Raw genomic sequence first — 15846 nt, 5'->3', positions numbered from 1 at the left:
TCGCTCATGAGTCAGGTCACCGTCCAGATACAGGGCGACATGTGCTGCGGCTTCGGCAACTGCGCGAGCCTGTGCCCTCAAGTGTTTGTGCTCGACTACGACACGAACCGCGCGCAGCTGGTGCTCGATGCACCGGTGGCCGCCTATGCTGCCCGAATCGCGCAGGCCGCTCGTGAATGCCCGACGCAGGCCATTTTTTTCAGTGAATCCGACGACGAAGCGTGGAACTCGCATGCGTGACCCAGCCATACCGGGCGCGATAGCCGAGTGGCGGACGATGCGCCTCGTGGATCGCTACCGGCTCGCCGAGGATATCTTTGCCTTGACGCTCGCGAGCGAGTGCGGGACGCCGCTTCCGGAGATCGCACCAGGCGACCACATCGAGGTTCGAGTGCCCGGAGGCACGCGCGCCTATTCACTGTGCAACCCGCCCGGCGCACGAGGCCACTATCTGCTGGCCATCCACCATGCGACCTCACGGGGTGTCGCACATTACCTGTGCGACACGTGCGGGATCGGCGACACCGTGCAGGTGCGTGGCCCCGGTAATCGCTTTGCCTTGTCGCCGACGCATCGACGCGTCGTGTTGATCGCGGGAGGTATCGGCATCACGCCGATCATCTCGATGGCGGAGCATCTGGTCCTGCGGGGCGTGGATTTCGACATGCATTACTGCGCGCGTAGCCGTGCGGCGGCGGCGTTCGTGGACCGGCTCGACGGCAGTGCATACCGGGATCGGGTTCGCTATCACTTTCGGGACGATCCGCGATGTGAACGGCTGGATCTCGAAGCGCTCTTCAACAGCCTCGATGCCACCCGGAACGTCTACCTGTGCGGGCCGAACGCGATGCTGGCCGAGGCGAGGGCATTGAGCGAACGGTATTCCCTTTCAGACCGTCTGCATTACGAACGTTTCGGGGCGATTCGCCCCGAATCGGATCTGTCTGCGCCGATCGGCAGCTTCGATGTATGGGCGGCCCGAAGCGGCCGGCGTGTCGAAGTGCCGGCGGATTGCTCGATTGCCGTCGCCTTGAACCGGGCTGGCGTCGACGTGCCACTTTCCTGTGAGCAAGGCGTCTGCGGCATGTGCGTGACGCGGGTACTGGACGGCATCCCGGACCACCGCGACGCCGTGCTTTCGGACGCGGAACGCGCGGCGAACGACGTCATCCTGCCCTGTGTCTCGCGCGCGAAGTCGGCCTTGCTCACGCTGGACTTATGAGCTGGCCTTCGCGGCTTCGAATGCCGAATACGCCGATTGCTCGTGTCCCCAATAGGGACACCCCACACAACACTCAGGAGACAAGATGAGACTTGCCATGTTTCGCGAAGGCGGCACCGACCGCATTGGCGTGGTCGAGGCGGACACCGTCATCGACGTGACCGCCGGACTGCCGGCGCTATCGACGGAACTCGCCGACTGGTTGCCCGGACTGGGGACCTCCTGGCGCATGCTCGCGCTGCTGGCACGCGAATCGACCGCGCGCTTGCCGTTGTCGGCCGTCCGCCTTTTGCCGCCGGTACGGCGACCGTCGACGTTTCTGGCGATCGGTGGCAACTACGCGTCGCACCTCCGGGAAGTCGCCCATTTGAACGTGAGTGTGGGGGAGCATCAGATCTGGTTCAACAAGCAGGTCTCGTGCATCACCGGGCCGTTTGACGAGCTCATCGTCCCGGCCGGCATGTCGACGCTCGACTACGAGGTCGAACTGGCGGTGATCATCGGTCTTCGCTGCCGCAACGTTTCGGCACGGGATGCCGTGCATTGCATCGCCGGATATACGGTCTGCAACGACGCGAGTATCCGGGAACGGCACAGCCGCAGTCCGACCATCACACTGGCGAAATCGTTCGACTCGCTTGGCCCGCTCGGCCCCTGGATGGTGACGGCCGACGAGATCCCCGACCCGCACGCGCTTCAGGTCCGCACATGGGTAAACGGCGAATTGCGGCAAGACGGCAATACGTCGGAAATGCGCTTCAACATTTTCGAGCAGATCGAAGAACTCAGCAGCGCCATGACCCTGGAGCCCGGCGACGTATTGGCCACGGGCACGCCGGCCGGCATCGGTGCAGCACGCCAGCCTCCATTGTTTCTTTCGCCCGGCGACGTCGTGCGCATGCAGATCGAAGGTATCGGAGAAATCGAGAATCGGGTAAGCGCCGCACGTCCGGCACGCACCTGATCGACGTCGTCGGGTGTCGTATGGCAATCATGCACCGGGCAGGATCAGTCATTTAAATCAGGATTACAGATCATGTTGTGTATCACATTCGACAATTTCGGCAATGCGGCTGGCGATTCGCTGCCATGGGACTGCCCGGCCGATGTCCCGCCGGTTGAATGGGCCGCCTACAACAGAATCGGTCTCGAACTGGGCCATCCGCGCATCCTCAAGCTTCTTGACGATTTGCACATCCGCTGCACGTATTTCGCGGAAGGGTACGCCGCCGTCCTGCATCCGGACGAGATGAGGATCTGGCACGCCGCAGGCCATGAGCTCGCCGTGCATGGCTGGAAACACGAAATCTGGTCGGGCATTGCCTCGCGAGAAGAAGAGGATCGTCTCGTCGGACTGGCCGTGAAGCGCATGCACGCTGTAACCGGAGAGGCGCCGACCGGCTTTCGGCCCCCGGGGCTCGCCATCAATCCGTGGACGGACGACGTCCTGGCGGCTCACGGCATCCGGTATGTCTCCCGGTTCCTGCCGGTTTCCCGAGCGGGAGCACATGGCGACGATGCGAAGCCAACCGCCGCAACCCGGCTCGATGTGCTGCCCACCGATCCGGCGCTGATCGACGGTGCCGTGATCCACCCGCGGTTCGGCGGGATCTTCGGTGCACTCGATGCGGCCGCGGCCTACGACAAGCTCCACCAACTGGCCGTTGCACATGAGCGCAAGCGCCCGGACGAACCGTGGGTGCTGGTCGTTCATCCGTTCACATCGGGCAACCGGGCGTGGTTCGGGTTTGAGGATTTCATGCGGCGTCTTGCCGGTGAGTTCGGCGCATCCCGCTTCTGTCTGGCGAGAGACGCGGCGTCAATGACGCCGCGCGCCAGCACGGGCATTCGCTGAGGTCGGATGCGACGTCACACGCCGATCGGCTCGTCCCGTCGCACGGTGCGCATCGGGCACGGCCATGAAGGACGCAGTTCAAACAATAGAAAACACGAAAAAAGGAGACAAACCATGAGGCAATTCATCTTTCTCGGACTCTTTCTCTGGGCACTCTCGCGTGGCGCGATGGGCGCGCAAGGTGTGACCTATGGCGGTCCGGTCGGCGGTACCGATATCCAGAACGCCTACCTCCCTCCGGCGCCAGGGCTTTATGGATCGTTCATTGGCGTCGGGGCGTACGGGGATCAGTTTTACGACAACGCGGGGAAGAGCGCCGTGACGTCGGTCAGAATGCCGGGGGGGATTGCCGAGTTCGGCTTGCTTTACGTCTATCCGTTCAAGCTGTTCGGCGGGACGTTGGGCAGTTCCGTCGCCACCGGATACGGGTGGGGCAACATCACCGTCAATGGCAGGCGTCAGAGTTTCAAGGGTATCAACGACATCTATACCGACGTCCTGACGTGGAGCAAGCACCTCGGATCGATTGAGGGAGGCATGCCGCGAGGGTTGACCGTGAAGCTGGGCTATTCGATGGTGATCCCGATCGGGAAATACAACACCACCGATCTGTATACGACCGGACAGAACACGTATTACTACATTCCGAACGCGGCGCTCACCTATCTGACCGGGCCCAATATCCTGGGTGACGGCACCGAGTTCAGCGTGCATTTCTTCCTGGATGTCGCGGGAAAGAACACCGCGACCCATTACAGGAATGGCGTGGTGGCGGATGTGGATGTTGCGATCAGTGAAGTCATCGGCAGATGGCAGGCCGGCGTGGCGGGCTATTACGCACGGCAGTTTACCGACGACAGGGTGAACGGCCAGCCTGTCCCGGGCGGAAACCGGTTTGCAAGTGCGGCTGTCGGGCCGGTCGTTGCATATAACATTCCCGAGTGCAAGTGCAGTGTCAAGTTCAAGGCACAGTTCTCCGTATTCACGCGCAATTCGCTCGCGCCCAACGCCGCCTATCTGTTTTTCAACAAGGCATTCAACTGATCGGGGGGAGGCGTCGGCCGCCGCATGCATTACCGCTCTTCCACCCGAAGAGACGGCAGGCCGAGCAGCACCTCGTCGCGGCGAGCGGCCAACTGGTCGATCGACCGACCGTCTATCCGCTATCGGGAGGACGTAGGGCGATGTAGCGACTGGGCGATCGCTGCGAAGTCGGCCTGAATGACCGCGAACAGGAAGGCGGTGGACATGCCGAACAGCAGCACGCCGTCGGATGACTCGATCGCGCCGAGCATTCGCCAGTTCGGGGTCAGCGAAAGGCCGGACGCGCCGCGGGTGGCCATCGTGTCGAGCGAGAAGAACAGGGCGTCGCTGAACGAGCCGAGCGCGTTCAGGTGAACCAACACGACGGCCCACAGAGCCGCTTCCAGCGTATGCAGCGTGCCGAGCGTGATGCAGATGAAGGTGACGATGCCGACCAGCTTGCGCAGTTGCACGTGAATGGTGTCGTGCTGCATGTCGAGGGCGCGGCGTATTCGACGCGCACCGACAGCCAGGAGGACCATCGCCGCCGCGTGAATCAGGATGTTGGTCATGCTGAGAAGCACACCGATCGTCCAGCTTTCCATGATGAATGGGTTTGTTCAGGAATGGGAAGGAAAACGCAACCGCTTCAAGCCTCGGGCAAGGCGTGTACCGCAGCCTGCTCGTCGGTTGCCGTCATGTGCGCGCGCTGCGCAGCTTGAGCGCGATGTCGAGCTTCGAGATCCAGCCAGGGCTTGACGATCATCAGGGCCTTGTACACGCGATCGACGAATGCGGCGTTGTTCTCGGCGACGCTGGCGGTCCACTGGCGCAGGGCCGGCGAGATCTCGGGGATGGCGGTGGTCATACGAATTCGCTCCTGACGAATGCCTTGCACGATCGGACGGTGCGCCGGGAAGCCTGAATGGTACGTCCGGGAGCGGTCGTGCTGCTGAACTGATTCAACAAAGGTTGGCGGTACAGAGGATTTGCCGCTTGCGTCGCGGCAGTTCGCCGCCAATGCACCCCTTGCGGGACCCCGCGGCAACGCCGCGCAACGGCCGGTTCACGCTACTGTCGTAGCCGTGCCGGCACCGTTGCGCGACGCGCGCGGAAGTTCATTCCATTCAGTGCTTGTCCAGCTGGAGCGCATCGAAACCGTGCTGGGCGCGTCGCTCGACGATCCGGGCTGGATCGCGCAACTCGACATCGCGCTCAAACTGAGGCACGCCACGTCCGGATGCGCGGCACCCGAGCCGACCGAAGCCGAACCGAAACCGCGGCGAGGGCGCGCCAGCGCGAAATGACCGGCCGGGGCGGCGTGTCGGGCTGCGTCACGCCGCGTCACGTTTGGTCGCGCACCGCCATCGCGAGCGGCATCATCGCCGGCCCGATGGAGGCGAGCAGGCGCTCTTTCGATACTCCGTCGCGGGATTGCACGGAAATGCCGTGCAGCTGCGTCGCATAGAAATCGGCCAGCGCCTTGATGTCGGTGCCGCGCGCTGTCGGTCGATTACCGGCTTGCGCCGGAGCACCGGTTTCCGGTCCCGCTGGAGGATTTCTGCGATGCGCTGGACTGGGTAGTCGGCGAGGCGGCCGGCCTGGGGCTGGACCCGGCGCGCATCGCCGTCGGCGGCGACAGTGCCGGAGGAAACCTGGCGGCGGCTGCCTGCCTGGTCGCACGGGAGCGGGGCGGCCCGTCGATCGCGCATCAGCTGTTGCTGTACCCGCCGCTGGATGCGTCGATGAGCACGACGTCCTATCGGACTTGCGGGCAGGGCTACTACCTGACGCAAGAGATCATGCGGTATTGCTTCGACCTGTACCTGGCCGATGCGGACGACGGCAGCTCACCCAGCGTGTCGCCGCTGCGGGCGGCGTCGCTCGAGGGTTTGCCACCGGCCACGTTGCTGGCGTGCGAGTACGACCCGGTGCGCGACGACGCGCACGCGTATGCGGAGCGATTGCGGGAGGCCGGCGTGCCGGTCGATTGCGTCGTGCTGCCGGGGATGATCCATGCGTGTATCCATATGGCCGGCGTGACGCCGGCAGCCCGCCAGGTGTTCGACGTGGCCGGCGCGCAGATGTGCAGGGCGTTGCGGCGGTGAGCGTATGGCCGAAGGGTGCGTGCGCGAAATCGGGAAGACCAGTGCGCTTTCCGTGGCTTCGACGGACCTCCTGTCTGGCAGGCCACGCAGTCGACGTATTGACGTCCGACAGCAGGTTGACTAGATTCGTCACATGAACGCACTTTTCGTCACGACCACGACTACCACCACGACCGCCAATGGCGGGCCGGGAGGAGGTTGCGCGTCGTAGTCCAGTGTGTCGAACCCACCCCAAGCCCCGCCGGAAACGGACGGGGCTTTTTTCATGCTCCGTCTGGCCGGCATCGAACGTCAGCGGAGAACAGGATGGAAGATTGCGATCGCCGGGTGTCCGGCGACAGAGTCGACTCGTTTCGTCAGAAGTCCAACAAGCCGGCCGCGTGGCTCACCGGAATCGCGGAAGGCGTGCCGACGTCGACGCGCGTCCTGCTGATCTTCCAGTTCCTGGTGAACCTGTCGGTGTTTGGATCGCTGCCGCTGCTTGCCGCGTTCCTGGACATGGAGCGTCATCTGGATGCGAGTAGCGTCGCCAGCGTGCTGACGGTGAATCTGCTGGCGAGCCGGCTGCTGCCGCTCGTGCTGGGGGCGTCGACGGATCGCTTCAGCAGTCGCGTGCTGACCACGCTCGGCCTGCTTTGCCGCGCGGCGGGGTTCGTCGGATTCGCGTTTGCGCTGTCGTTGCCGGGCCTGCTGCTGTGGGCATGCCTGTCCGGGCTGGGGGCCGCGCTTTACGAAACGACCGCGTATTCGATCTTCGGCTCGCTCGATGGCGCCGTGCGTCCCAAGGTGTTCGCGCTGAACAATCTGGCGCTCAATCTCGGCGCGTTGATCGGCCCGGCGTTGCTGTTCGTCGTGCCGAACACGAACGGGGCACTGCCGTTTCTGGTGAGCGGCGCGGTGTTCGCGGCGCTCGCGCTGATTGCACCGTGGATCGCGGGGCGAAGCCGGCGCCCCGCGGCCGCAGCGCACCCGCTGCGCGGTGTGCTGGTCGCGTTTGGCGACAGGCGGTTTCGCCGGCTCTGCTGGGCGCTTGTCCCGTTCTGGACCGTGTATACGCAGATTTACGTATTCATTCCGTTGACCTTCTCGCATGGCGCACACGGCTATAACGGCGTGAGGCCGTTCTACATCACGAATGCGCTGATCGGAATCGCCACCGCGTGGCTCGGCATGGGCTGGTTTCAGCGCACGAACTGGCGCGCGATGATGGTGATCGGGCATGCCGCGTTGTGCGGCTGCTTTGCGATGGCGGCACTGCTGTTCGCTCGCGATCGGGGCGCGGATGCGTCGCTCGTGATCCTGATCGTCATTGCGATCGTCTTCACGTTTGGCGAAAGCCTGATTCTTCCCGCGTCGAACATCGCGCTCGCGGACCTGACGACGGACGGCAATGCCGGCAGCTATTTCGGTGCGTCGGCGATTTCGTGGGCGATCGGCGGGTTGCTCGGCAACTTCATCGGCAGCATCGCCGCACGCTGGACGGCGCTCGCGCCGGGATGGATCCTCTTTATGGGAATCGCGCTGGCCGGTCTGCTCGCATTCTGCAGGCAGCGGCCGGCATAGCCAGGGCGACGGTCGATGTCGCGTGAGCTACCTGCGCCGCCGAACCCGCGCCTTTGCGCACTTGAACCACAGTCGCAGCGCACCGACACCGCCCGCGACCGGAATCCGCGGCAACAGGAACCGGTCGTCGTGCGCATCGGCGCAGCCGCGCCGGGTCGTCGTCGCGTGGTGGTAACCCGCGGCGGCGACCTGGTCGCGCACGCGCGGGTCCAGATCGCCGTACGGATAGCAGAACGATTCGACCGGCTGGCCGCTCAACGCTTCGAGCCGCCGCTTCGATTCGGCGATTTGCACCGCCGACACGTGCGCCGGCACGTGCGACAGCGCGACGTGATCGAGCGTATGCGAACCGATTTCATGGCCGCGATCGCGCCAGGCGAGCATGTCCGCGCACGTCATGAGCGGCGAGCATGCGGTATCGGCACCTGCATCCCAGTCGTTCTCGCCGCCGAACCGGCCGGCGACGAAGTAGCAGGTCGCGGTGAAGCCGAGCTCGTCCAGCACGGGCATCGCATGCGTCAGCACGTTGAGAAAGCCGTCGTCGAACGAAATGCCGAAGACCTTCCCGCTGCGCTCGCCGCGCAGATACGGCTGCAGTTCGCGCACGCTCAGGCCACGGTAGCCGAGCCGCCTGAACAGCGTCATCTGGCGGCGGAACGCGTCGGGCGCGACGCTCAGGCTGCGCAGCCGGTCGGGCGGCGGCGGCAGCGTGCGGATCTGGTGATACATCAGGATCGGGTAGCGCGGGGCGGACAGCAGCATGAGCGGCTCGCGAGGTCGGGGAATTAGGCGGCTTTGCGGAAAATCCGCAGGGTCTTGAAGTCGCCGACTTCGACGAAATCGGCATTCGCCGCCCATTGCTCGATGATCGGCTCGGCCTGCCGGTACGCCGACGAGCCCTTGTAGAACAGCAGGTGACCTTCGCGCGCGGTATGGCGTGCGAACAGGTTGAGCACGTCGGCGTCGGTCTTCGCACCGTAAAGGCTGTTCTTCTCGTTGCGGAATTCGCACAGATGGAACAGCGTGACGACGTCGAACGCCGGCAGCAGGTCGGAATTGCTCGTATAGATGTCGCCGAAATAGGCCAGATAGGTCTTGCTGACCTCCGGTAGCCGCGTGACGAGATCGACGTACGACTTGTATTCCTTCGGCGATGCCGTGACGCCGAAGACGGTGTTGTTCAGATGCGGCCGCGCGCACTCGAGGCCGACATGATGGTGGCCGCCGGTGCCGAAGTGATAGATGCGGATGCCGTTGAGGCGAACGGATTCCAGCCATTCGATGAAGTGCACGTCGCACGGGCACTCCCGCGTGCGCAGGTCCCAGTATTTCTTCCAAATGTTCATTGCCATTAAACCGACCTCAAGGATGTTGCTCGACGATAGGGGTTGTGTCGAATCGATTTCTGATAAACGGACAGCGTCGCGTCGACGAATCGTTCGAACGAGAACTCGCGCTTGCCCTTCAGCCGCGCGCTGCGTCCCATCGCGCGCACGCACCCGGGTTCGCGCACGATCGCGCGCAGGATTGCCTCGATTGCCTCGGGCTCGCGCGGCGGAACCACCCAGCCGTCCACGCCCGGTTCGACGTTCTCGGGCAGCCCGCCCACCCGCGTGACGATCGCTGGGCAGCCGAGCGACATCGCTTCGCGGCACGCGTACGACAGGCTCTCGTAGTACGACAGCACGAACGACACGTCGACGATCGAGAACGGCGTCCGCACGTCGTCGACGCGGCCGGTGAAAACGGTGCGCGCGGCCATGCGGTGGTGCGCGACCTGTTCGCGTTGCTCGCCGGACGGCTCCGAGCCGACCAGCAGCACGCGAAACCGCTCGCGCTCGTGTTCGGGCAAGCGGCCCAGCGCCGCGATCAGGTCCATCCAGCCTTTTTCCGGCGCGGTGCCGGCGCTGCTGCCCAGCACGATCGCGTCCGCGGCGGACGGCCCGAACAACGCGATCTTGCGGCGGCGAATTTCGTCACCGGCCAGCCGTTCGGCGGCCTGCCGGCGCACGCCGTGCTTGACGACCGTGACGTTTCCGTACGGCGACTGGAGCGCCAGCATGCCTGCCACGTAATCGCTGACCGCGATGGTGTGGTCGGTGGCCAGCCGGGCGCGCAACACGTTGCCGAAGCTGTCGGCGCGATAGGTGTTGTGCTTGGTGAGCACCACCGCGGGCCGATACCGGCAGCCGAGCAGCGCGAGCATCACCTGCCGGTGATCGGCGGCCCCATTGACATGGATGACGTCGAAGCGCTCGGCGACGATCCGCTGGCGCAGCCGGACGATTTCCTGGCACAGCCGGTTCCAGCGCGGCTTGAATTCCATGTCGAAGATGGCCACGTCGGGACTGTCCTTCAACAGTCGCGACAGGCGGCTGCCTTCCGGCGACGCGACGGTCACGCGATGATGCCGGCTCATCGCGGCAGCGAGATCGCGGACGTAGGTGTCCTGGCCGCCGCCGTAGTCGCCGTGGAAGTTGGTATACAGAATGTTCATCACGATGCCGCCTTTCCTCGCTCATTCATTGAGCAGGACTGCTTATAAAATGAATGCCTCAACCCGTTGAAAGCCATGACTCGAACCCGGTTCCGTGTTGCCGATGCGGGCGTGCGCATCGACGCCCGGGCGTGGCGGCAATGCGAATCGTTTCCAAATATTACAGAAGCATTACGTGCCGTAGTGTCAAGGTCTGCGCATCTTTGTGAGGATGTGTCGTGATCGCTTGCGGTGTCGTCACGTGGTGCGACGCCGCCGGGGAGGCGGGGGAAGTCCGGTGACGCGTGACCCGTGGCGGCCCTGGCGCGAACGACGATAGGGCGCGATTACCCTCCAGGTCGCGCAGGAAGCGGGCTGGATCGCGACAAAACCTGCCTTTTCGACGACATCCGGACGCAGATCAACCTGACTGACTTTCAGATTTGAAAGCCGGGGGGCCATTTGCGTTAGAATGCCCCCCCTTGTCCGCCATGGCGACCGCCAACGGCGGACTTGTCGCACCCAGAGAGACGTGGGTTTCGATTCGTAGCCGGGCGCGAAAGATGTGCCAGCCGTTAGCAACATAAGCTTTGTGATTTGGATTACTAATGAAGAAGAAGCACAACATCACCAAGTACATCGTTGTCGCGATGATTCTTGGTATCGCAGTGGGTTACGCCTGTCATAGCGCGTTTCCCGACCCGAACATGGCGAAGGAGGTCGCCGGCTACGTGTCGTTGCTGTCCGACGTGTTCCTGCGCCTGATCAAGATGATCATCGCGCCGCTGGTATTCGCGACGCTGACCGTCGGCATTGCGCAGATGGGCGACGGCAGCGCGGTGGGCCGCGTCGGCGTCAAGGCGTTCGGCTGGTTCTTCATCGCATCGTTCACGTCGTTGCTGCTCGGCCTGCTGACCGCAACGATCCTGCAACCGGGCAGCCATCTGAGCCTGCCGCTGCCGGCCTCCGATGCGTCCCTCGGCCTGAAGACGGGCGCCTTCACGCTGAAGGACTTCGTGGTCCACCTGGTGCCGAAGTCGATCGCGGAAGCGATGGCGAACAACGAAATCCTGCAGATCGTCGTCTTCTCGATCTTCTTCGGGACCGCGCTGTCCGCACTCGGCGAATCGGGCAAGCGCCTGACCGGCGTGATCGACGATCTCGCGCAGGTGATGCTGAAGGTGACGGGCGCCGTGATGTGGTTCGCGCCGGTCGCGGTGTTTGCGGCGCTGGCGTCGACGATCACGACCCAGGGGCTCGGCATCCTGCTCACGTTCGCGAAGTTCATGGCGAGCTTCTATCTGGCACTGGCGCTGCTGTGGGGCGTGCTGACGCTCGCCGGCGTGGTTTTCCTCGGCAAGCGGGCATTCACGCTGATCCGGCTGATTCGCGAGCCGTTCCTGCTGTCGTTCGCGACGGCGAGCTCCGAAGCCGCCTATCCGAAGCTGCTGGACGCGCTCGACCGCTTCGGCGTGAACCGCAAGATCTCGAGCTTCGTGCTGCCGATCGGCTATTCGTTCAACCTCGACGGCTCGATGATGTACTGCACGTTCGCGGTGCTGTTCATCTCGCAGGTGTACGGCATCCATCTGCCGCTGGGCACGCAGATCACGATGCTGCTGATGCTGATGGTCACGTCGAAGGGGATGGCGGGCGTGCCGCGCGCGTCGCTGGTCGTGATCGCGGCGACGCTCAACCAGTTCAACATGCCGGAAGCCGGGTTGCTGCTGATCATGGGCGTCGACATGTTCCTCGACATGGGCCGCTCGGCCACCAACGCGGTCGGCAACTCGATCGCGGCGGCCGTGGTCGCGAAGTGGGAAGGGCAGCTCGACGATCCGCGCGACGACAACGATCCGGGCAACGGACGCGCCATGCAGGTGAAGGTGCCGGAAACCTCGGCATCGGCATGATGCACGGCAGTGCGGCAGCGCAGCGATAGTGGCGCGTTGCCTGCCCTTTGAGCATGGATGATCGCCGGCCTGGATTCGATACGGATTCAGGCCGGCGATTTTGTTTGGTGCCGTGATTTCGCCCTGAATGCGGCGGTTTTACCCGACTCCCTGAAACCGGCATTCGCCGTTTCAATCAGTCGTCGTTGAACGCGCGGCGATATTCCCGCAGGCACGAGCCTGATTTTTCCCCTCCCGATTCGACGTGTAAGTGACCATTCACTGTCGCGCCGTCGCGCGCGCCGTCAACGTGGATGGGCGCGACCGGCAATGCAGTCGAAGCCGAACCAGTGAAAAGCGCAACGGCGCGTGCAATCCGCAATTTTTTTCGATTTATATAACGCTATTCTCGCGCTGCGCATTATCGAACGCATGCTGCACGTAATACCGACTGCGCCGGATGATTCAGGGGAAGAATTTACGCATCGCGGTTTTCAAGCCATCCGGCCGGCCTTTCAGGTGAAGGTTCGCACCATTCAGGAGAGCATCCGTCATGGTCGCCAGACTACGGTTTCAGGCTGCGCTTCTCGCCGCAGCGATCGCCGCGATTACCCCTTCCGTTCACGCACGCAACACCACCGACTGGCTGGCGAACACGTACGGCACGCTCGCGGCCCACGTCGGCAACGTCGCGCGCGCGATGTGGGTCGCGCCGGAAGGCGTGATCTATACGGCGTCGATGTGGGACGAGGATGAAGGCGGTGTCGCGATCTACCAGAACGGCAAGAGCGCCGGCTCGATCGGCACGCACTCGGAGTTCCAGGGCAGCGCGATCACGGGCAACGCGACCTCGCTGTTCGTCGCGCTGCAGCCCGGCAAGACGTACGGCAGCGGCGCGGTGGGGCGCTACAACCGCGCGACGAAGTATCGTGACCGCGTCATCCAGGTCAGCGCGGCGACCAACCAGCCGCGCATCGACGTCGTCACCGGGCTCGCGACGGCCGGCTCGCTGCTCTATGCGAGCGACTTCTACGGCAATCGCGTGCGCGTGTTCACCACCGACGGCGTGTGGCAGCGGGACATCAGCGTATCGGCGCCGGGCGCGCTCGCGGTGGACGCGGCGGGCAACGTGTGGGTCGCGCAGAAGAGCGCGGGCTCGATCGTCGGCTTCAGCCCGGCCGGTGCGCTGCTGAACACGATCCGGATGCCGGCCGGGTCGCAGCCGTCGGCGCTGGTTTTCGATGCGGCGGCCGGGCAGCTGCTGGTGGGCGACGAAGGCCCCGACCAGAACATCAAGCGCTATACGGTGGCGGGCCGGCCCGCGCTGGCCGGCACGTTCGGCGTGCGCGGCGGCTATCTCGACACGACCACGGGCATCAAGGGGCAGGTCGGTGCGCAGCGCTTCACGCGTATCGTCGGGATCGGCAAGGACACCGGCGGCAATCTCTATGTGCTCAACAACCCGTGGGGCGGCAGCTGGGATCTCGGCCGCAACGGCGCGACCGACATTCATGCGTACAGCAGCGCCGGCAGCCTGCGGTGGACGCTGCAGTCGCTGAACTTCGAAGGGATCGCCGCGCCGGACCCGGTCACCGATGGCGCGCTGTTCTACGGCGCCACGCACGTGTACGGCGGCAGCGCGGGCGGCACGTTCGTTGCGAACACGGTCGATCCGTTCACGTATCCGTCCGATCCGCGCATCAACATGAGCGACACGCAGCGCGACGAGCATTTCGGGCTGCTCACGTCGGTCGGCGCGAACCGGATCCTCGTCGCGGCCGGCCAGAACCCGCCGATTTTCTACTTCTTCCACTTCAACGCGGCGAACGGCTACATCGCGATTCCGGACGGCTCGATTCCAGGCCCCGCGTTCAACACGACGCGGCGCGTGACGAGCGGCTTCAGCATCGACAGCAAGGGCGGCGTGTGGGCCGGCCTCGACAAGACCGGCGCGATTACCCACTATCCGCTGACCGGCTTCGACGCGAGCGGCAAGCCGTCGTGGGGGCCGGGCGTCGCGACTCGCGTGCCCGACAGCATCCAGCCGCTCACGCGCATCGTGTATCTCGCGGACAGCGACACGATGGTGCTCGCGCAGGGCGCCATCGGGAGCAACGACTGGACGTCGATCGGCACGCGCATCGAGGTGTATCACGGCTGGAGCGCGGGCAATACGACGAAGCCGGACCCGGTGATCACGCTGCCGCACAGCGGCGCGAAATCGATCGACGCGGTGGGCAACCATCTGTTCGTCGGCTACTGGTTCAGCAGCAGCGGGCCGCTGTGGCCGAACGTCGACGCGTTCAACCTCACCACCGGCAATCTCGACACCACGCTGGTCAACGCGAGCCCGGCAACCGTCGATACCAGCAGCGCGATCGATGCGATGTACAGCATCCGCGCATACCGCCGATCGAACGGCGAGTACGTGGTGATGAAGAACAACGTGAAAGGGAACAGCATCACCGTGTACCGGTGGACGCCCTGACTTCGATGAGGCGCGCGCGGCCGCCTCGACCTCGGTCGGCGGCCGGGCTCGCGCAGCCATGATGTGATTCACCGCGATTTCGCGGGATTTCCACGGCGTTTCCACAGAATTTCCACATCTCGCGTTCGTAATGACCGGCGTGCGCAATGCGCGCTTCACCGCCCGCCGGGCGGCTGTCCCCAACCACACGACGCGAAAAATCGCTTCCGGGCACAATGACAGCGGCACCGGCAGGCACTGCGCGTGCCCATGACGATGAACCGAATCGACTGGATGGTTGCACCGGCGCTTTGCCGCGCCGGAGCATGTGCGCGGCCGCCCCATGCCGCGTTTTTTGAGCCGAAGTGACGAAACGATGAAGATGAAAACCACACCGAACCGCCTGTTGCTGATCGCTGCGCTGGCTGGCGCGCTGAGCGGTACTGTCCACGCAGAGACGGCGGCGACCACGGCGACCGTTGCGACGGTCAACGGCACGCCGATCATGCAGGCGGACGTCGATACGTTGCTGCGCGCGTCCGGGCAACCCGACTCGCCGCAGATCCGCCAGGCGATCAAGAATCAGCTGATCACGCGCGTGCTGATTCAGCAGGCGGCCGAGAAGGCGAACTATGCCGACAAGCCCGAGGTCAAGGCGGCGGTGCAGCAGGCGAAAGCGAATGCCGAGGTGCAGCTTTACCTGCGCGACAACGTGAAGCCCGAGCCGGTGACCGACGAGCAGGTCAAGGCGCGCTACGACGAGCTCGTGGCCGCGCTTGGCAAGAACGAGTACAAGCCGCGCCTGATCGTCGTCCAGGATCCGATGACCGCCGCGACGGTGCTGAGCGAACTGAAGGCGGGCAAGTCGTTCGACGGGCTGGCGCGCCAGTACAGCATGGCGCCGAGCCGCGATACCGGCGGCGAGTTGCCGTGGGTGAGCTTCAACACGCCGGCGACGGAAGGCAAGACGTCCGGCTTGCCGCTGCCGGTCGCGCAGGCGCTCGAGAAACTGAAGGTCGGCGCTGCGACGAGTGATTCGATTCCGGTCGATGGCGTGCGGGCGATCGTGAAGCTGGATGCGAAGCGGCCGACGCAGGTGCCGGGCTTCGCGACCGCGAAGCCGGGGCTTCAGCAGCAATTGCAGGCGGCCGCCGTGGAGAAGGCGAGTGCGCAGATGATCGGCAACTTGCTGAAGGACGCAAAGATTACGCAGTAATGCGGCGGCGTCGACACGCCGGAC

The 15846-nt window shown here is 64.5% G+C and carries 17 protein-coding genes; 12 read left to right on the top strand and 5 right to left on the bottom strand.

Features of this window, described 5'->3' with window-relative positions; all coding sequences use genetic code 11:
• The first annotated feature begins 6 nt into the window (after positions 1–6).
• The 5 genes from ACN8ZM_RS30345 to ACN8ZM_RS30325 all read left to right on the top strand — a co-directional run bounded on the left by ACN8ZM_RS30345 (position 7) and on the right by ACN8ZM_RS30325 (position 4121).
• On the top strand, positions 7–240 hold the full coding sequence (locus ACN8ZM_RS30345; protein ID WP_420211627.1) for a ferredoxin: 234 nt from the start codon (positions 7–9) through the stop codon (positions 238–240).
• On the top strand, positions 233–1222 hold the full coding sequence (locus ACN8ZM_RS30340; RefSeq protein WP_420211626.1) for a PDR/VanB family oxidoreductase: 990 nt from the start codon (positions 233–235) through the stop codon (positions 1220–1222). The genes ACN8ZM_RS30345 and ACN8ZM_RS30340 overlap by 8 nt, the downstream gene beginning before the upstream one ends.
• An 85-nt stretch (positions 1223–1307) precedes the next feature.
• Complete coding sequence (locus ACN8ZM_RS30335) at positions 1308–2186, top strand: fumarylacetoacetate hydrolase family protein (protein ID WP_420211625.1); 879 nt, start codon at positions 1308–1310, stop codon at positions 2184–2186.
• A gap of 72 nt (positions 2187–2258) precedes the next feature.
• Positions 2259–3077, top strand: coding sequence for a polysaccharide deacetylase family protein (locus tag ACN8ZM_RS30330; RefSeq protein ID WP_420211624.1), 819 nt, complete (start codon positions 2259–2261; stop codon positions 3075–3077).
• 114 nt (positions 3078–3191) lie between these two features.
• Positions 3192–4121: a SphA family protein gene (locus tag ACN8ZM_RS30325; protein ID WP_301768636.1), complete on the top strand. Its 930-nt coding sequence runs from the start codon at positions 3192–3194 to the stop codon at positions 4119–4121.
• Positions 4122–4240: 119 nt separating this feature from the next.
• Here the strand turns inward: ACN8ZM_RS30325 and ACN8ZM_RS30320 are convergent, their stop codons facing one another.
• Both ACN8ZM_RS30320 and ACN8ZM_RS30315 read right to left on the bottom strand, forming a co-directional pair.
• A complete protein-coding gene (locus tag ACN8ZM_RS30320) occupies positions 4241–4705 on the bottom strand; it encodes a hypothetical protein (protein WP_043186032.1) in 465 nt (154 codons plus the stop codon).
• Positions 4706–4749: 44 nt separating this feature from the next.
• Positions 4750–4968, bottom strand: a complete 219-nt coding sequence (locus tag ACN8ZM_RS30315; protein WP_301768634.1) for a hypothetical protein — start codon at positions 4966–4968, stop codon at positions 4750–4752.
• A 262-nt stretch (positions 4969–5230) separates the two neighbouring features.
• Here ACN8ZM_RS30315 and ACN8ZM_RS30310 point away from each other — a divergent pair, with 262 nt between their 5' ends.
• The 3 genes from ACN8ZM_RS30310 (at position 5231) to ACN8ZM_RS30300 (ending at position 7771) form a co-directional block, all read left to right on the top strand.
• Positions 5231–5407 carry a hypothetical protein gene (locus ACN8ZM_RS30310; protein WP_420211623.1) on the top strand — a complete coding sequence of 59 codons (177 nt, stop codon included), beginning with the start codon at positions 5231–5233 and terminating at the stop codon, positions 5405–5407.
• 195 nt (positions 5408–5602) lie between these two features.
• Positions 5603–6208, top strand: coding sequence for an alpha/beta hydrolase (locus ACN8ZM_RS30305; RefSeq protein WP_420212692.1), 606 nt, complete (start codon positions 5603–5605; stop codon positions 6206–6208).
• Positions 6209–6514: 306 nt separating this feature from the next.
• Positions 6515–7771, top strand: coding sequence for an MFS transporter (locus ACN8ZM_RS30300; RefSeq protein WP_420211622.1), 1257 nt, complete (start codon positions 6515–6517; stop codon positions 7769–7771).
• Positions 7772–7798: 27 nt separating this feature from the next.
• On the opposite strand, the gene ACN8ZM_RS30295 is transcribed toward ACN8ZM_RS30300, so the two are convergent.
• Genes ACN8ZM_RS30295 through ACN8ZM_RS30285 form a run of 3 tightly spaced genes read right to left on the bottom strand, consistent with a single transcriptional unit; the run spans position 7799 to position 10268 of the window.
• Positions 7799–8533 (bottom strand): polysaccharide deacetylase family protein, encoded by a 735-nt coding sequence (locus ACN8ZM_RS30295; RefSeq protein ID WP_043186011.1) that lies wholly within the window; start codon positions 8531–8533, stop codon positions 7799–7801.
• 23 nt (positions 8534–8556) lie between these two features.
• Positions 8557–9123, bottom strand: coding sequence for a hypothetical protein (locus ACN8ZM_RS30290; RefSeq protein ID WP_241017500.1), 567 nt, complete (start codon positions 9121–9123; stop codon positions 8557–8559).
• A complete protein-coding gene (locus ACN8ZM_RS30285) occupies positions 9123–10268 on the bottom strand; it encodes a glycosyltransferase family 4 protein (RefSeq protein WP_420212691.1) in 1146 nt (381 codons plus the stop codon). The genes ACN8ZM_RS30290 and ACN8ZM_RS30285 overlap by 1 nt, the downstream gene beginning before the upstream one ends.
• 587 nt (positions 10269–10855) lie before the next feature.
• Here ACN8ZM_RS30285 and ACN8ZM_RS30280 point away from each other — a divergent pair.
• The 4 genes from ACN8ZM_RS30280 to ACN8ZM_RS30265 all read left to right on the top strand — a co-directional run bounded on the left by ACN8ZM_RS30280 (position 10856) and on the right by ACN8ZM_RS30265 (position 15822).
• A complete protein-coding gene (locus tag ACN8ZM_RS30280; RefSeq protein ID WP_089454010.1) occupies positions 10856–12160 on the top strand; it encodes a dicarboxylate/amino acid:cation symporter in 1305 nt (434 codons plus the stop codon).
• Between the two features lie 57 nt (positions 12161–12217).
• Positions 12218–12349 carry a hypothetical protein gene (locus ACN8ZM_RS30275; protein ID WP_420211621.1) on the top strand — a complete coding sequence of 44 codons (132 nt, stop codon included), beginning with the start codon at positions 12218–12220 and terminating at the stop codon, positions 12347–12349.
• A 343-nt stretch (positions 12350–12692) separates the two neighbouring features.
• Positions 12693–14627, top strand: coding sequence for an SMP-30/gluconolactonase/LRE family protein (locus ACN8ZM_RS30270; RefSeq protein ID WP_420211620.1), 1935 nt, complete (start codon positions 12693–12695; stop codon positions 14625–14627).
• A 355-nt stretch (positions 14628–14982) separates the two neighbouring features.
• Positions 14983–15822, top strand: a complete 840-nt coding sequence (locus tag ACN8ZM_RS30265; RefSeq protein ID WP_420211619.1) for a peptidylprolyl isomerase — start codon at positions 14983–14985, stop codon at positions 15820–15822.
• Positions 15823–15846: the final 24 nt, after the last annotated feature.

Source organism: Burkholderia aenigmatica (genome assembly GCF_048627025.1).
In the GTDB taxonomy this organism is placed as follows: domain Bacteria; phylum Pseudomonadota; class Gammaproteobacteria; order Burkholderiales; family Burkholderiaceae; genus Burkholderia; species Burkholderia aenigmatica.
This window is presented reverse-complemented; position numbering and strand designations above follow the sequence as displayed.

Excerpts from the sequence above, each read along its gene's own strand:
- ACN8ZM_RS30345 (WP_420211627.1), top strand. The coding sequence starts at position 7 with ATGAGTCAGGTCACCGTCCAGATACAGGGCGACATGTGCTGCGGCTTC.
- ACN8ZM_RS30340 (WP_420211626.1), top strand. The coding sequence starts at position 233 with ATGCGTGACCCAGCCATACCGGGCGCGATAGCCGAGTGGCGGACGATG.
- ACN8ZM_RS30335 (WP_420211625.1), top strand. The coding sequence starts at position 1,308 with ATGAGACTTGCCATGTTTCGCGAAGGCGGCACCGACCGCATTGGCGTG.
- ACN8ZM_RS30330 (WP_420211624.1), top strand. The coding sequence starts at position 2,259 with ATGTTGTGTATCACATTCGACAATTTCGGCAATGCGGCTGGCGATTCG.
- ACN8ZM_RS30325 (WP_301768636.1), top strand. The coding sequence starts at position 3,192 with ATGAGGCAATTCATCTTTCTCGGACTCTTTCTCTGGGCACTCTCGCGT.
- ACN8ZM_RS30320 (WP_043186032.1), bottom strand. The coding sequence starts at position 4,705 with ATGGAAAGCTGGACGATCGGTGTGCTTCTCAGCATGACCAACATCCTG.
- ACN8ZM_RS30315 (WP_301768634.1), bottom strand. The coding sequence starts at position 4,968 with ATGACCACCGCCATCCCCGAGATCTCGCCGGCCCTGCGCCAGTGGACC.
- ACN8ZM_RS30300 (WP_420211622.1), top strand. The coding sequence starts at position 6,515 with ATGGAAGATTGCGATCGCCGGGTGTCCGGCGACAGAGTCGACTCGTTT.
- ACN8ZM_RS30295 (WP_043186011.1), bottom strand. The coding sequence starts at position 8,533 with ATGCTGCTGTCCGCCCCGCGCTACCCGATCCTGATGTATCACCAGATC.
- ACN8ZM_RS30290 (WP_241017500.1), bottom strand. The coding sequence starts at position 9,123 with ATGGCAATGAACATTTGGAAGAAATACTGGGACCTGCGCACGCGGGAG.
- ACN8ZM_RS30285 (WP_420212691.1), bottom strand. The coding sequence starts at position 10,268 with ATGAACATTCTGTATACCAACTTCCACGGCGACTACGGCGGCGGCCAG.
- ACN8ZM_RS30280 (WP_089454010.1), top strand. The coding sequence starts at position 10,856 with ATGAAGAAGAAGCACAACATCACCAAGTACATCGTTGTCGCGATGATT.
- ACN8ZM_RS30275 (WP_420211621.1), top strand. The coding sequence starts at position 12,218 with ATGATCGCCGGCCTGGATTCGATACGGATTCAGGCCGGCGATTTTGTT.
- ACN8ZM_RS30270 (WP_420211620.1), top strand. The coding sequence starts at position 12,693 with ATGGTCGCCAGACTACGGTTTCAGGCTGCGCTTCTCGCCGCAGCGATC.
- ACN8ZM_RS30265 (WP_420211619.1), top strand. The coding sequence starts at position 14,983 with ATGAAGATGAAAACCACACCGAACCGCCTGTTGCTGATCGCTGCGCTG.